Below are 15,364 nucleotides of genomic sequence, written 5' to 3' on the forward strand. Positions count from 1 at the left end.
AATGCGAACAAAAGGAGAGCGGCCGACATTAAGATTTAAGCTGAGCAGCAAGAAGAAGGAGCAGACGATCTGAGCGCACAGCAGACCGAGGGGATTACAAGGGCGTGGCAACTGAGTCTGACGGGCGAGACACCGAGAACTCATAAACGGGTCGACGTGGCTAGTCGCGACTCCAAGAGCCTCACGGCTTCTGCACGATCGCGTAGTCGCCGCCGCCTTTGGCGGGCCCGTCGAAATGGCGGCGGAAGACCTGGTTCGAGCCGATCTGCTCGATCGTGACGGAGTAGCCGCTGCCGCTGAGGGTCACGTCGACGCGGTGGCCGCTGCCGTCCTGTTTCAGCTTCAGCTTCAGCTCCTTGCCGTCGAGCGTCGCGCGCGCGGTGTTGGCCTCGCCGTCCTGTTGCAGCTCGCTCGTCAGGCCGCCGCCATTCCTGGCACTGGCCGTCACGACGATTTCGTTGTCCCTGCCGGTCTGCTGGACCACCGTCTTGATCGTGTCGCTCGGCCCGGACAGCGAGATCTCGGCGCGCGAGGCGGTGGCATCCTGCGTCACGGCGACGGTCCGGCCGACGCCGTCACCGCCGATGCGCACGCGCGCCGCGTTGTCGCCGCCGCCGCCCTGGTCGATGTCGGCCTTGTTGCTCGCCCGCTGCGGAGCGGCGTTCTTCGCCCTGATCTCGGCGCTGTTGCCGCTGCTCGTCTGGTCGATGGACGAGATGTTGCCGCCGGTCGCCTGCTCAATCCGCGCGCGATTGTCCCGCGCGCCGCTCCCCGTCGAGATCTGCGCCTTGCCGGCGGCTCCCTCGCCGGCCTGGACGACGGCGCCGTCGTTGCCCCGACCGTTCTGGCTGATCGACGCCTCGAGCGAGGGACCGTCCTGCGCGATCGAAGCTTCGTTGTCGCGGCCGGGCTGGCTGATGGTCGCCTTGGCGCCGGTACCGCCCCGATCGCCGTCCTGGCTGATCTCCGCATGACTGCCCGCCTGGGCCTGATCGATGTCGGCGGTGTTCAGGCCGCGCTGGCCGGACTGGGCGATGACCGCTTCATTGTTCTTCGCGTCCGCGGCGGACTGATCGATGGCCGCCTTGTTGGTGCCGCCATCGCCGCTCTGGGCGATGGTGCCGCGATTGTCCTTTCCGTTCTGGTCGAGATCGCTCTTGTGTCCACCCGAGCCCTTTTGTGAGAGATCGGCGCGATTTGCCGTTCCGGCCTGGCTGGCATTGGCGACATGGGCCTGACCGTTCTGGCGGAGCGTGACGTTGTTCTTCGTGCCGGGTTGGGCGAGCGTCGCGACGCTGCCCGTCCCGCCCTCGCGGCGCGTCTGATGCGCCTTTGCGCGATTGGCATTGCCGCCCTGGTCGATGTCGATCTCGTCCGTGCCGGTCGATGCGTCGATCTCCTGGACCGCCCTCGCCGCATTGTCGTGGCTGCCATCCGTCGACTGATCGATGGCGGCGATGCTTCCTCCGCCATCACCCGATTGTTCGACGATCGCCGACTGCGCCCGGCCGGTCTGGTCGATGTCCGCCTTGCTCGCCCCGCCCGGGCCGGATTGCCGCACCGTGGCCGAGAGCTGCGAGGACGCCTCGCCCTCCTGCCCGATATCGGCGACATTGGCGCTGCTCTCCGTCTGCTCCACGCGTCCGGAATTGCCGTCTCCGGCCTGATCGACGGAGGCCTTGTTGCCGCTCTTTCCGCCTTGGGCCCCGGTCTGATGGATCGCAGCATCATGACCGCTGCCCGCCTGAACGAGACTTGCGGTGCTGCGTCCACCCTCTCCGTCCTGGCGGATCTCGGCGCGGTGGTCCGCCCCGGTGACGTCGGCGTCGGCATTGTTGCCGGCAGGCCCCTTCTGGACGATCTCGCCGAGACGCCCTTCCCCGGCCTTGGCCGAATAGGACGCCTTGTGGCCGGCGCCCGACTGGCTGATCCGCCCGGCGTCCTTCCTGGCGTCGAGGAGGCTTACCTCCGCTTCGAGGCCCGTCCCGTCCTGGGCGATCTGGCTTTCATTGCCATCTCCGGAGAGCTTCTGGGTCTGCTTGTTCCCACCTTGCGAAACGGGAATCTCGGCCGCGTCCCTCGCCTTCTCGACGGCCTCCCGGTCGAAGGCGTCGGGACCGAGATTGCCGGTCTGGGCAGCATAGGAGCGATTGTCCCTCCCGTTCTGCTCGATCGTGACATTGCTGCCGTCGCCCTTCTGCTCGACCAGCACGAGGCTATCCTCGGCCTTGGCGCCGCTCTCACCCTGGAGGATCCGCACGATGGAGGCATCCGCCCCGCCGCCGACGGAGTCGGCTTGGCGGATCGCGGCGCGGTTCGCCGCTCCGAACTGCCGGATGAGCGAGTTCGAGCTTTCCCCGTCCTGATAGATCCCCGCGTCTTCCGGCGCTGTCGAAAGCTCCGTTCCGTCGAAGAAGACGAAGCCCGAGGCCTCGCCGATATTCCCATCGGCCCGGTTGCGGACGCCGGTCTGGTCGATGCGCGCGGTGCTGGCGGCGCGGGTCTCTTCGTCGGCCTGGACGATTTTCGCCCGGTTGGCCGCATCGCCGGTCTGACTTTCCTGAGCGGCAAGCGGTGCGGGGACAGCGCAGAGAGCGAAAAGCACGGCACCGGCGCCCGCCGATTTCGCCGCACGGCGCGCCCGGGCAAGGCTCATTCGTGGTGAGACCGCCTGGTGGCGGGAAGTCTGGATCATGCTCATGCCGCTCTCGCCTCCGTGCCCGTCGCGCCGGTGTTGATGGGGATGTCGACCTCGTCGGCCCAGAACCTGACGCACATCTCTTCGAAGCGGCGTCCGAGGCGAGCCGTCTCGACGGCCGAGGAAAAATCGTCCGCATGGCCGTCGAGCAGCGCATCGACGGCGTCGTATTTTTCCAGCCGATCCTGATGTCGCTGCCGTTGCTGGCGGGCGAGCGCCATCACGTCCGCCGGGCCGACGATGCCGGCAAAATAGAGACGGACCATGCCAGGATCGTTCATCGGCTCGCGAAGCCAGGTTCTGAGGGCGGCCTCCCCGGCGGGCGTGATCGTGTAGGACTTGCGCGGCCGGCCGAACGACGTCTCCTCCTGCTCGTAGAGAAGCCCCGCGGCCGCGAGCCGTCCCATTTCGGAAAAAAACGGGTCGCGGTCCTGATCGACATAGCTGTCGGGATCGTGCCGCCTGACGGCGGAGACCAGATAGATGATCAGAAGCAGCATGAAGGCGACGATGAGGATGATGACGAGCATCGGCTTCTCCTTTCAGTCGGTCTCGAAGCATTCCATCAGAGAGAGAGGCGAGCCTCAGTTCAGCGCGGGCGTCGAGAAGGTCGTGTCGAACCAGGGCAGGAGCAGGCCGACGGCGATCCAGCCGACCAGCAGCGACAGGAAGAGCATCGCGAGGAACAGCCAGCGCCTGACCTTGAAGCGGCTTTCCTTGTCGCGCCTCGGCGTGATGCGTTTCATCGCCCGTCTCCCCCGCCCTTTGAGGCGTCAGCGCCGCCGTTCTCCTTCCGGCTGTCACGGCCGCTTTGATCGTCGGTCTCTTGCCCGCCCTCAGTCGCCTGCGCGCTCGTGCCCTCCTCCGCCAGCCGGGCGGCTTCATCGGCATCGCTCGCCGCGCCTTCTGGCCTCTCGTCCATCCCGCCCTCGCCCTGCCGCTTCTCGAGCGAATCCTCGCTGCGGACCGCCGTCCAGAAGTCGAGGCACCGGCGTTCGAAGCGCACGCCGATGCGGGCGGCGGCGAGCGCGTAGCGCCATTCCGGCCGGTTCACGAGCAGGAGTTCGAGCCGCTCGTATTCGGCAAGGCGGGAGCGATGGAGCGCCAGGCGCCGCTCGACGATGCGGGCCTTGTCGAAGGGCTGGATCAGTCCGGCGAAATGGTGTTCGAGGAAGCCGGGATCGTTCGAGGGCTCCCGCAGCCAGGCCCGCAGCCCCGCCTCTCCGGCGGGCGTGACGGTGTAGGTGCGCTGCTCGTTCCGGTCCCGGTCCTTCTGGGAATAGAGAAGCCCGGCTGCGACCAGCATGTCTGGCTCGGCATAGAAGGGCTGCCGGTCCTGGTCGAAATAGTTGTTCGCGTCGTAGCGGCGCATCGCCGCCACCAGAACGGTCACGAGGAGGACCAGGAGCGCGACGACGAGGATCAGCGTCAGCATTGCGGGCACCTTTCTTCCTGGTCTTGGGGAGAGTCCGTTGAATGCGGCTCGTCGGGCGGCACGGCCGTGGCGTCGTCCTCGCCTGTCGTGGATGACCGCGAGGACTGCCTGCGCGACGGCACGGAACCCGATGCCGGCCGAAGGCCGGACTCGTCATCGCCGATGGCGGCGCTGAGCGCGGCCTGCAGCGTGTCGCGCATGACGATCCGGTCCCCGTAGACCACCACCACCTTCTTCAACTCGGGGAGCGACGAGAGATCGGCTCCGAGAAGTTCCGAGACGGAGGACTTGTCGGCCTGGACGAAGAGCGGCTGGACATAGAGAAGCGCATCGGCGACCGGCAGCGTGACGAGCTGTCCGCGCGAGACGCGCGAGCCGGATTGCATGCGCAGCGTCATCCAGGCGGAAATCCGCGTGTCCTGGTCTATGCGGGCCTGCGCCTGGGCGGGACCCAGCACCGGCGTCGTCGGCGGGAAGTCGTAGGAGACGAGCCGGCCGTAGCTCTCCCCGTCGCTGAAGCCGACGAGATAGCCGCTGAGGAGATTGCGCTTGTCCGGACTGAAGGGCTGGACGATCGCGAATTCATCCTCGTCCTCTCCGGGAAAGCGCGCGATCAGCCAGTAGGGCCTCAGGCCCTGGCGGCGTCTTTCGTAATCCGGTGTCTTTCGCTCGCTGCGCAGCGAGATGAAGGCGCTGTCCGGGGGGATCCGCCATGCGGCCTCCCGGGTGTAGTAGGCCTCCGGCGTGCGCATATGGTAGTCCGCCCACATCACGGACTGGATCCGGAAGAGGTCCTGCGGATAGCGCAGATGCGCCCTCAGCTCAGCGGAGGCCTCTTCGAGCGGCGTGAACGAGTCCGGGAAGACCTTTCTCCAGGCCTGAAGGACCTTGTCCTGCGGATCGACGACATAGAGCGTCACCGAGCCGTCATAGGCATCGACCACCGCCTTGACGCTGCCGCGGATGTAGTTGGCCGTTCCCGAAAGTGAGGCCTCCTTGCTCATGAACACGTCCGCGATCAGCCCGCCGGCGCCCTGCTTGGGCTGGTCGACCTGCGTCAGATCGGCAAGATTGATCCGCCGCGAATAGGGCATCATGTCGGAGACGGTGTAGCCCTCGACGATCCACTTGATCCGCCCGTCGACCGCGACGGGATAGGGATTGCGATCGAGCTTGAGATAAGGCGCGACGCGGTGGATGCGGTCGCGGATCTCGCGATGGAAGAGCACCTTCGTGTCCTGGTCGAGCAGCCAGGTCAGCGACAGCCGGATATCCCAGAAGCGGATGGCGAATAAGAGCCGGCGAAACAGGCCGTCGACCGCGACGCCGCCCGTTCCGGAATAGTCGGTGAAGGCGAAACCCACCCGCTCCGGGCGACAGTCAGAGCCGGCGGCCTCGTCCGGGGCGGCGTCGGCGCAGTCGCGCTGCTTGTCCGCGGTGGCCGGTCGGCCGTCCGGAGGCGGCACCGAACCGGCGTCGATCGGCCTGTCGAGCTCGATCGTGCTGGTGGTGACGATGGAATGATCCGGCGATCGTTCGCCATAATAGATGCGCGGGTTGACCGAGCGGACCGCCTCCAGCCCCGTTGCGGGCATGTCGCGCACGAGGAACTCCGGCAGTCCCGCCGGCGTGAATTGCGTGCCGGACGCGGCGGCGAGCCCGTATCCGTGGCTGTAGATCAGCTTGGCGGTTTCCCATCGCCGGGAATCTTCGGGCAGGCGATCGATCGCGACCTCTCTCGCGCCGATCAAAAGCAGCGTCTTCTTGCCATCGATTTCGTAGCGGTCCACGTCGACCGGGCCGAAGTCGAAATAGGTCCGAAGGGCCTGCAGCTCGCGGAAGTTGATCGTCATCGTGTCGGGATCCCAGAGCCGCGTCTGCTCTATGGCGGACCGGTAGGTTTCGAGATCCTCCGGGGTCAGCTCGCCGGTTCCGGCGACGTCCCGCCTCTCCACCCTGTCGAGGCCGAAGCCGTATCGGGTGAAGGTGAGATGGTCCTCGATGAAGGGATATTCGCGCTCGAGCTCCTGCGGCTCGACGACGAGGAGCTGGTAGATGTGCGGATAGAACCGCGCGACCGAGAGGCCGATCAGGAACAGCCAGATAAGAGCCAGGGTGGAGATGATCCAGCCCGGCTTGCGGATGTTGATCTGGAACAGGATAAAGCCTGTCACGACCGCCGTCGCCACGAATTTGTAGGCGACGAGGCTGGCATTGGAATCGGTGAAGCCGAGCCCGGTGATGACGCCGCGCTCCGAATAGCTGAGGAGATGGAGCTCGAGCACCATGCCCCAGCCGAGGAGAACCATCAGCCCGATCATCAGCGCGGAGAGATGGAGATTGACGAGGAACGGGATCTTGGCGCCCGGCGCCTGCGGGCGCAGGCCTCCGAAGAGGTAGCTCGTCAGGGAGGTGAGGACGAGCGTGACGAGGAGGCCGACGAAGGCCCAGCGATGGACCAGCGTGTACATCGGCAGCCGGAACATGAAGTAGCCGAGATCGCGCCCGAACTGCGGATCCTGGCGCCCCCATTCCGGCCCGTTCGACCACAGGAGATAGGTGTCCCAGTGGACGTAGACCGAGAGCGCGATGATCAGGCCGCACAGGAGCCCGATCGCCGTGATGATTGGGCGGGCGACCGGCGCGAGTATGCGCCGCCAGCGGTCGATCCGCCGTTCGCCTGCCGAGATCACCCGGTCGAGCGGCGCCGTCCGGCGGGCAATGTTCATGTTGACGATGACGAAGGTGCTCATCAGCACGAATGGGCAGATCGCCATCCAGAACTGCACCTCGAACATCGTCATGAGGACGTCGAGATAGCCGATCGCGTCGTACCAGAGGATTTCCGTATAGGCCCATACCGACAGGAGGATCAGGATGAGCGAGACGGCGATCCCGATGATCGTCAGGAGGACGCGGCTCGTCAGGTGGCCGATCAGGTAGACGAGAAGGGCGCGGATGGCGATCCAGCTTCGCAGCGTCATGGCGACCTCGGCGTCTGGCCTGTCAGGGCGGAACGGACCCGTCTCGCCGCGTCGGTGAGACGGTCGACATCGACGGATTGCTGGGCAGCGCCTTTGAATGCCTGCTCGATCCGCTCGAGCTGCGTTCGCACGGCGTCTCGCTGCTCCTGCGTCGCTGCGACGCGGGCGATGTCGGCGAGCATGTCGCAGAGGCAGACCCCGATGGTGATGTCGTCGGGCGCGGCCTGGCGGATCGGCGTAACGACGCGGTCGAGAAGGTCCGTGAAGGTCGGCTGGGGGACGATGACCCGAAGGACACCGTCCTCGTCGTGGAACCTGCGGTCCCCGAGGCGAAAACCCGTGAGCTTCACCAGGAGGATCTCCAGCGAGGAGATCGCGTTGCAGGCGGTCGTCGGATCGTTGATGGCCGGCGACAGCGCCCTCAGGGCGACGTCGGTCAGTTGGACGAAGCCGAAGGCGACGTCGTCCTCCAGCGAGCGATCAGCGGTCAGCTGGATCGCGACCGTGAACTCGTCTCGCGTGTCCTCGGCCGGCGGCGGCTTGCTCCCCTCGCCATTAGACCAGGTCCAGCCGATCGGCGTGCCGGCCGCGACATGCTCGCCGATCGTGCGCACGAGGCAGAGGACGACGTCGCGCTTCCTGGCAAAGCGGACGAGGTCCTTCCCGTCGATCCGACGCACGATACCGGATTTGTCGAGGACGATCGGCTCTGCCTGCTCCGGGATCTCGACGGCGCTCTCCGCGCCTTCGGCGCCGTCACCGTCTTCGTGGTCGTCGAGGCGCTCGAAGGCTTCGCCGATCGCCTTGCGGGTCTTGCGTTCGATGTAGCCGAGGATGCTCTCGACCCGGATCGACTGCACCACGTGGTGGATGAAGACGATCAGCGCGACGATGCAGCAGAGGATCAGGACGAAGGCCACCGTCACCGCAAAGCTCGGCACGAAGGACTCGTCGGCACGGATCGCCCTCACCACGGTCAGGCTGTAGACGAAGGTGAAGATGAAGATGCCGATGATGATCTGCGTCCCACGGCTGCGCAGGAACTGTCCCGGCAGCCGGGGCGAGTACTGCGAGCTGGCGAGCTGCAGGACGACCATCGCGATGGAGAAGACGAGCGTCGCGACGGTCAGCGAGGTCGTGGCGACCGTCTGGACGAAGTCGCGGGCGCCGGCCGCTCCTCCCGTCGAAAGGAAGAAGCTGAGCTGGCTCGGCATGGTGAACCCGACCTCGATCAGCGCCTGGGCGGCGCCGAGGGCCAGGAGCGCCAGGGTCACCGGCACCACCCAGACGGCGTTCGCGAAGGACAGCTTCAGCCGGGCGAGAAGCGTCTTTGCTCGCAGCCGAGTGATCACGACCCGGCTCCGGCGACATGTTCGAGCGGCTGCGGCCTGTCTTTCGGCCCGCGCGAAATGATCGAGACGAGCGACGAGGATCGGCCCGGCCGCAGCCGTTCCGAGTAGCCGAGATCCGCCAGCATCGCCTCTTCGAGATCGTGCATCGACACGGCGAAGCAGAGCCATTGGCGGTAGACGGAAAAGTCCTCCTTGAGCCCTTCACCTCCCTGCGCCTGCTGGCCGGCCCGGACGTCCGCGCGCTCGGTCAGGAACCGCTCGACCCAGGCATCGGGAGCATAGAGTTCGCCGCTGCGCGCTGCCGCGAAGCTCTCGAGCGAGACGGGGACCACCCGTGTCTGGCGGCGCACCGGCACGATCTCGTCGCGCAGATCGCCCGCAAGTTCGAGGAGCGACCGGCGCAGCGCCGACAGAAGAGGCTCAAGGCCCGCCGCCCGGCTCGCCGGGACCTGCCAGGTCAGTGCGGCGCAGGTCTGCGCAATACGCCGCAAGGTCTGGGGATAGCCGCGCTCCTTCCGCTTCGGGCGGAAGAAATAGACAATCGGATAGCGGTTCAGTCCCTCGTGCAGATCGACGACGAGATCCTGCATCTCCTGGAGCCGGGTCTGCAGGTCTGTCCCGTCGCGCGCGATGGCGAGGGAGACAGCCCGCGAAGACTGCTCGTCCGTGACATCCAGCCGCTGCGACAGGAGCGTGCCCGCGCGGCTGAAGGCGGAGAGGACGCCCTGGACGCCGAGATAGTAGGTGACGGTCAGCGTGATGATGATGCTGCCGAGGATCGCTTCCAGCGCCACCGTGACCGAATAGGCCATGTTGGACGGACTGATCTCGACGAAGCCGATTGTCGAGAGAGTGACGAAGCTCAGACGCAGGGCATTGGCGAGATCCGGCTGGGAGTTGCCGCCGGTGAAATAGTCGTCCGGCTGCAGCCCGCCGAAATAGACCAAGGCGAAACCGAAGACGAGACCGATCGTCCAGACGCCGATCATCACCGGGATCATCAGGGGCGCCGCGAAGCTCAGCATGTCGTGGTGGCCCTGCGGCGGCACCAGCCGGGCAAGCTGCCGGAATCCCCACCACAGGGACCGGTAGATCCTTCTCGAAAACAGGCTCCGCCCGTTCGTGTCGAGGACCGTCAGAAAGACGTCCAGAAGCACGAGCGAGATCAGAAACACTCCCGAGATCAGGACCAGCATGCGTCACCTTCAGATCTGAAAACAAGACCGAGAGATGAACACTGCCGACTAGATGATAAGAATGGCTTTAACCGAAAATTATGCTTTGAATTTAATTAAAACTTTATATAATTCAAAAGCTAATCGAATTTGATATGCGTTGATCGGCACTATTGTTCCGATTGCGGACTGTTCGCGACGGAACCGTCGATATGCCCGGCCCCAAGCGTTTCCCGACCGGGCCGTGTCGGCGAGCAATCAGTGTCGAAAATTCTCTGGGGCAAATTGGAGAAGGCGTGGCGTGCCCATTCTGGCGACTGACGCCCGCTTTGACGTCGGTCGAGCGGGATCTGCGTCTCGGACGGCCGCGGCCTCGGCGTGTCGCGGGCCAGTTACCCGCGGCTGTGCGCGGCATCACCCGAACAGCTTGCGGATGTCGCGATCAGCCCGTTCCGACTCCGGTGGGAGGCCTCGGCGCGGACGTTTCCATCGCCGGCTTCCTCTTCGATCAAGGCCGCCAGACCTGCGGCCAGTGCCGGGACAGACGTCCTGAATCGGCCATCAGGCGACGTGCAGCTGCGATCGGAGGAGCCGGCGAGACCCCTCCGTTCAATTGCCCGCCCTTCTCCGATGAGCCTCCGCCGGTGGACGCCTCAAGCCTCAAAGCAGGAACTCCGGTCGGCCTCGGCTTCCGGCACGGCGGGCGCACCGAGATGGGTGGCCGCCGCTACCGGAGGCGACTGCCGGCTCTGTCGAGGCCTGGAAGGGTGCGGGACATCCCTTTCCCGCCCTGCCTCACTTCTCCAGCAAGAACCAGGTCACGTCGTCCTGCGGCGCCCAATTGTCGCGGTGCCAGACGAAGCCATAGTCGACGAGCTTCAAGCCGTAGCGATCCATCAGATCACCGGCGAAGTCGCGCTTGAACAGACGGTCCTGATGCCCGCGATAGGGCACGGCCACCGGCGTCGGGTTGTAGTATTCGGCGACGACGACATAGCGCCGGGAGAGCGCAACGAGATTGTCGTAGGCTGCAGCGAGATGGTCCGGGCTGATATGGATAAGCACGCCGCAGGTGAAGGTGAGGTCGGCGGCCGGCAGGTCGAGCGGCGAGAGGATCGTGCCGGTGGTCACCTCCGCGACGCCGAGCTTTCGCGCTTCCTCGGCCGATTGGGAATTGATCTCGATAGCGCGCAGCGCGACGTCCGGCGCGATCTTGCTCAGCGCCTGGAGATTGAGTCCGATATTGCACCCGAGTTCGCAGATCGATTCGACGCCGTGCGCGCCCCGCAGGATCCGGCTCCACATCGCGATCTTCGACAGGAGCCACCGCTCCGATTGGTTGCGTTCGCGGTAGCCGGCACCGAAGTCGCCGGCCCAGAAGCGTTCCTGTTCAGTTTCAAAGGTCATGGCGTCAGTTTTCCGTTTCGGCGGCTGAGAGGACATCAGAACGCATGGTCGCCGCCGACCTGTGCGCCGTCGGTGGAGACGTAGAAGGCGTCGCTCATGTAGGATTCGGCCGTCACCGTCACCCAGCCGGTCTCGCCGCCCAGGAATTCCGCCAGCGCGCCATCCTTCGCCGGATCGAAGACCAGGCTTGCATTGGGCTTCAGGAGCGCCTCGCCCGGCATCTTCTCGCCCGCCTCGTTGATCACCTCCCAGCGCACCAGCTGGCCTTCCGGGTCGGGCTCGACCGAGAGCGAGGTGTTGGAGAACCAGGCAAGGACGTTGCGCGCCCCTCCGACCGGCATCCAGCGCCGGTTGAACGGTTTGGCGGTCGTCGCCGGCCCGAGCGCGAGAGGCGAGAAGCAGATATTGGTGCCGAGCGCTCCGCCGCGCCTGGCGATGTTCAGCCCGAGCTTGAAACGCCTGGGAAAGGACGAATCCGGCGTGCGGAAGCCGAAGAAGGCGCTCTTGACGCCCTCGGCGCCGCCAAATGCTTCGCCGACATTCCGCAAGCTGTCGAGGTCGAAGACGGCATGGGCCTGCAGAGGCGCGGAAGCATCATCCGCCCCCTCGCCCGTCAGGATCGTCCGGCTTTCCAGGAGCGTGCCGTCTTCCGCATAGAGCCGGACCAGGATTTCGCCGCGGAACGACTTGTTCGAGCCGTAGGAGACGAGCTCGGTGCGGAACTGCGCGGGATCGATCAGCGGTATCGCGAAGGCCGCATCGAACAGCGCGCCGTCCGACATGTTCGTGCAGGTGACCGCGTCCTCGGCGACGTCGAGCGCTTCCAGGATCTGGTCCGACGTGTCGAAGAAGCTGTGGGTCAGCGTCGGCACGTTGTCCCGGCTGATCTGCCCGCAATAGAGCCGCGGGAAGACGTCGACGATGTCATGCGCGATACGGACCTTGGCGAGACCGGGTGTCTTCGCCTCGGCCTCGAACAGGTCCTCGAGGAAAATGGTGTGCAGTCGCGCATAGGCGGCGTTCGCCGGCTCGAGCGTCGTCGTGAAGCACCGGCCATCGGCCCGGTCGAGATGGATCGTCAGATGGTAGCGTCCGGCATGGCCGCCGGGGAACGATACGTAGTTGCGAGTCGCCGCGGCGAAGACGACGTCGAAGCCCGTCTGCGGCGCCCCGATCGCGTAGTCCTTGATGGTCTCGCCGTCATTGTAGGTCCTGGCGCAGCTATGGACCGCGGACAGCCCGTCCGCCGACTGGTAGAACAGCGTGACGGCGGGATAGCTGTACAGCGGCGCCCGTTCGGAGAAGACTTCGACTTCGAGCGAGGCCGAGAAGCCGTCCGAGAGCCCCAACCCGCCGATCCCGAACAGGGCGTTGAGGTCGAGATTGTGCGACCGCACGTCCTCGATGGACAGGAGCCGGATGCCGAGTTCGCCGCCATCGGCCCTGCGCAAGGTCAGCTGGATGACGACGCAGGTGTCGTGTTTCCAGGCCCAGTAGCTCAGGAAACTCAGGACGCAAATCGTGTCCTTGCGCACGAAGATCGGAAAGATCGTCGACGCCCGGTGCCGCCGGTCGACGGCGATCGATTGATCGATCTCGCCGGACGTCGCCTGGGCGCTCTTCGACGCGAGGAAAACAGGTGCATTCATGGACGCCTCCGCAGTAGCCGGAAGCGTTTCTAGGTTGCCAAGCCTACTTTAAGCTGGTGTCGCGAACGCTGCGGGTTTGCGCTCGCCGCCGTCACGCAGGTCGCCGCACCCGATCTACCGGGGCTTGTCCCAGCGGCGCGCCGCCTCGCGGTCGCGACTGCCATTAGAGGCATGGGGCGCCAGGCCGACATGCCAATCCCGCCGGCAGTCTTGCGAGGTTTTCACCGATCGCGGCGCGCGCTGCGAGACGGCCGGCTGCGCCGCCGCCTGCAACCGATCCGCCTTTCGGATCCCGTCGAACCAGGCGGAGCGGAGCATCTCCAGCGGAAACGCATCCTGCGCCAGCGCGGACGAGACGGGGACCGCCAGGAGGACGAAGAACGCCGAAAGGCGAAGAAGGGACATCTGCCTGCCCTTGCTTGATCGGATCGGCACGCACCGGCTGCCAGCCGGGCGGTTCTCGGTATTGCCGGATGCGGCGAGGCGACACTAGCCTCCGCCGCAAGGCACGGCAAGGTTGTTTTCGCAATCGCAATAACGCTGTTTGAATCCGTCCGCGGGGATCGGTCTGGATCGAGCAGTGTGTCTCCTCGAAGCGACCCGGTGCCCGACCGTCCACCACAGGCCAGACGAGAAACCGCGCGCCAGAATGTCGCGATGAAGGGGAACGGGAGTAAGGTCCGCCCGTTTGCCAACCATTCCATCGGTCGATTCGACCCAACCTTCGAGGACATATCTGATGCTTTGGACGATTGCCGTCATTCTCGTGATTCTATGGGTACTGGGATTCCTGGCCTTCCATATCGCGGGTGGGCTGATCCATATCCTGCTGGTCATCGCGGTGATCGTCGTCATCTACAAGCTCGTGGCCGGACGCGGTCTCTGAGCTGAACCAAAGCGCGCGGGGCGCCGCCGCAAGGGCGTCGCCCGTCCGCCGCCCTGTTCCTCGGACGGGACCACACCACGGGCCCTATTTTTCGACAGCCCATGCGCGATGGGGTCGAAACGACTCTGGCGCCCAAAGCACCCAAATTTTCAGAAGAACGCGGCCGCGCTTGCAGGACAAACGTCCGCGGCGCCGGGTGGTGCAGCCAAGCCGAATTGCCTGCGATGTCGGGAAATCGGCCGAAGCCGAAGGTGCTGGTCGGAGTGGCAGGATTTGAACCTGCGACCCCCTCGTCCCGAAGGAGAAGCCGCAACGCCGAAATCCTTGCGGCACAGGGCTTACGCCTCCTCCCGAATGCCCCGGTTTCCCCGTTCGTTCCCGGCGTTTCTGTCGGAAACTGTCGGCCGGCGTCCGGCGCGGCCCGTCGAGAAGATCTCGCCGACGGCGCGATCGGCGTCGGGATGCTCGTGTCCGTAGACCTCGACGACCATTTCGCGCGTCATGCTGAGATAGGCCGCGATATCGCCGACGTCGGCTCGAGACCACATCAACCACGTCGCGCAGGTATGCCTGAAGCTATGCGCGACGTAAGGATGGTCCTCGCCGAAGACCGCGTCCATGGCCTTGGCGACTGCCTTCTTCGGGTTCGACGGCCTCCCGCGCCATTCGACGAGGTACGACGCCGGCGCCCGCGACCATTCCTTCGTCTTCGTGTCCTGCCTCATCACGCCCCGGCGCCACCGACGCATATGCGCGAGTAGCCGATCGGGGATACGGACGCTGCCCGCTCGCTTCTTCGTCGCCCGCTCGCCGGCCGGCCGACGATGATAGACGCCGCCCTCCAAGTCGAGCCACGGGCGCCCAACCTCGCGCTCGAACGACGCGTTCCAGATGCGCGCCGATCTTGACCCGGTGTAGACCGCCGTAAGGATGTACCGGCAGACATGCCGAAGGTGCCGCTTTCCCGTCTCCTTTCCCTCCTGGATTTCCTTCGCCCGCCAGCAGTACCAGAGGAGAGCCGCTATCTGATCGCGGGTGAAATACTCCAACCTGGCGTCTTCCTTGTCCGGAAGCGTCACGACGATGTGGTCGCGCAACAGCCCGTCCGCGGCATAGAGCCGGACCGCGGCCCGGAAGTCCGCGAGTTCGCGGCGGGCGGCGGAGGGCGTCGAGCGCTGCTCGGCGTAGGCGCGGCAGGAATAGCCCGTCACGTCGGCGAGCGTCTTCTCGCCCCAGAAGTCGAGGAGTCTCTCTGCCCGGGCGCCGAGTTCGGTCGGTCTGGCGACGGTCACCTTCTGGACGTAGTGCGCGATGACGTCCGCGCAGTAGACGTCCTCCGCCCGCTGCCGAGGCGTCGGGGCCGCCGCCTGGTGCCGGGCGATCAGGTGCTCGCGGAGCGCCCTCTCAGCGCCATCGCGGTCCTGCGCGCCGCAGCCAGTGCTGTGCTTCTTTCCGCCGTCTCGGATGACCCAGACGGCAGCCTGACGGAGTGTTCCGTCCGGCCGGTATCGGGCCGGTTCAAGCCAGAGTCTGGCCGGTTTGCGCTCACGCGGCATGCGGTTCTCCATTCCTCGACGCCGCGTCTCGTCACGAAGAGCGTCCGCACATGCCTTTCGGCCGGCAGAAGTCCTTCCCCGATTGCGGTCCTGAGCATCTTTTCGGAGAACTGCCCGCCCAACTCCGGCAGCCACGCCGCCTCGGCGAGACGCAAGGGCGCGTCGAGGTGGGCGTCGGAAGGATTCGGGAGGAACGTCGTCTCGACGACGAGTTCGAACATC

The 15,364-nt window shown here is 65.8% G+C and carries 12 protein-coding genes; 1 reads left to right on the top strand and 11 read right to left on the bottom strand.

The window, feature by feature from the left end; translation table 11 throughout:
- Positions 1-181: 181 nt before the first annotated feature.
- The 10 genes from LH400_RS22365 to LH400_RS22410 form a co-directional block, all read right to left on the bottom strand.
- The gene (locus LH400_RS22365) at positions 182-2,701 is read right to left on the bottom strand and encodes a hypothetical protein (RefSeq protein ID WP_229155685.1); all 2,520 of its coding nucleotides are present in this window, start codon (positions 2,699-2,701) and stop codon (positions 182-184) included.
- Positions 2,698-3,228 (bottom strand): PadR family transcriptional regulator, encoded by a 531-nt coding sequence (locus LH400_RS22370; protein WP_229155686.1) that lies wholly within the window; start codon positions 3,226-3,228, stop codon positions 2,698-2,700. The genes LH400_RS22365 and LH400_RS22370 overlap by 4 nt, the downstream gene beginning before the upstream one ends.
- A 54-nt stretch (positions 3,229-3,282) precedes the next feature.
- Positions 3,283-3,444: a hypothetical protein gene (locus LH400_RS22375; protein ID WP_229155687.1), complete on the bottom strand. Its 162-nt coding sequence runs from the start codon at positions 3,442-3,444 to the stop codon at positions 3,283-3,285.
- Positions 3,441-4,133 (bottom strand): hypothetical protein, encoded by a 693-nt coding sequence (locus LH400_RS22380; protein ID WP_229155688.1) that lies wholly within the window; start codon positions 4,131-4,133, stop codon positions 3,441-3,443. Before LH400_RS22380 ends, LH400_RS22375 begins: the two co-directional genes overlap by 4 nt.
- Positions 4,127-7,117: a UPF0182 family protein gene (locus LH400_RS22385; protein ID WP_229155689.1), complete on the bottom strand. Its 2,991-nt coding sequence runs from the start codon at positions 7,115-7,117 to the stop codon at positions 4,127-4,129. Before LH400_RS22385 ends, LH400_RS22380 begins: the two co-directional genes overlap by 7 nt.
- Positions 7,114-8,469, bottom strand: coding sequence for a DUF2254 domain-containing protein (locus LH400_RS22390; RefSeq protein WP_229155690.1), 1,356 nt, complete (start codon positions 8,467-8,469; stop codon positions 7,114-7,116). Before LH400_RS22390 ends, LH400_RS22385 begins: the two co-directional genes overlap by 4 nt.
- Complete coding sequence (locus LH400_RS22395) at positions 8,466-9,665, bottom strand: hypothetical protein (RefSeq protein WP_229155691.1); 1,200 nt, start codon at positions 9,663-9,665, stop codon at positions 8,466-8,468. The genes LH400_RS22390 and LH400_RS22395 overlap by 4 nt, the downstream gene beginning before the upstream one ends.
- Positions 9,666-10,439: 774 nt before the next feature.
- Complete coding sequence (locus LH400_RS22400; protein WP_229155692.1) at positions 10,440-11,051, bottom strand: pseudaminic acid biosynthesis-associated methylase; 612 nt, start codon at positions 11,049-11,051, stop codon at positions 10,440-10,442.
- A 35-nt stretch (positions 11,052-11,086) separates the two neighbouring features.
- Complete coding sequence (locus tag LH400_RS22405) at positions 11,087-12,700, bottom strand: hypothetical protein (RefSeq protein WP_229155693.1); 1,614 nt, start codon at positions 12,698-12,700, stop codon at positions 11,087-11,089.
- A gap of 114 nt (positions 12,701-12,814) precedes the next feature.
- Positions 12,815-13,105, bottom strand: coding sequence for a hypothetical protein (locus LH400_RS22410; RefSeq protein WP_229155694.1), 291 nt, complete (start codon positions 13,103-13,105; stop codon positions 12,815-12,817).
- Positions 13,106-13,439: 334 nt separating this feature from the next.
- Between LH400_RS22410 and LH400_RS22415 the strand changes: the two genes are divergently transcribed.
- Positions 13,440-13,586, top strand: a complete 147-nt coding sequence (locus LH400_RS22415) for a lmo0937 family membrane protein (protein ID WP_229155695.1) — start codon at positions 13,440-13,442, stop codon at positions 13,584-13,586.
- A 338-nt stretch (positions 13,587-13,924) separates the two neighbouring features.
- Here the strand turns inward: LH400_RS22415 and LH400_RS22420 are convergent, their stop codons facing one another.
- Complete coding sequence (locus tag LH400_RS22420; RefSeq protein WP_229155696.1) at positions 13,925-15,142, bottom strand: site-specific integrase; 1,218 nt, start codon at positions 15,140-15,142, stop codon at positions 13,925-13,927.
- Positions 15,143-15,364: the final 222 nt, after the last annotated feature.

The sequence above is a fragment of the Jiella soli genome, from assembly GCF_020615385.1.
In the GTDB taxonomy this organism is placed as follows: Bacteria; Pseudomonadota; Alphaproteobacteria; order Rhizobiales; family Rhizobiaceae; genus VKMB-3413.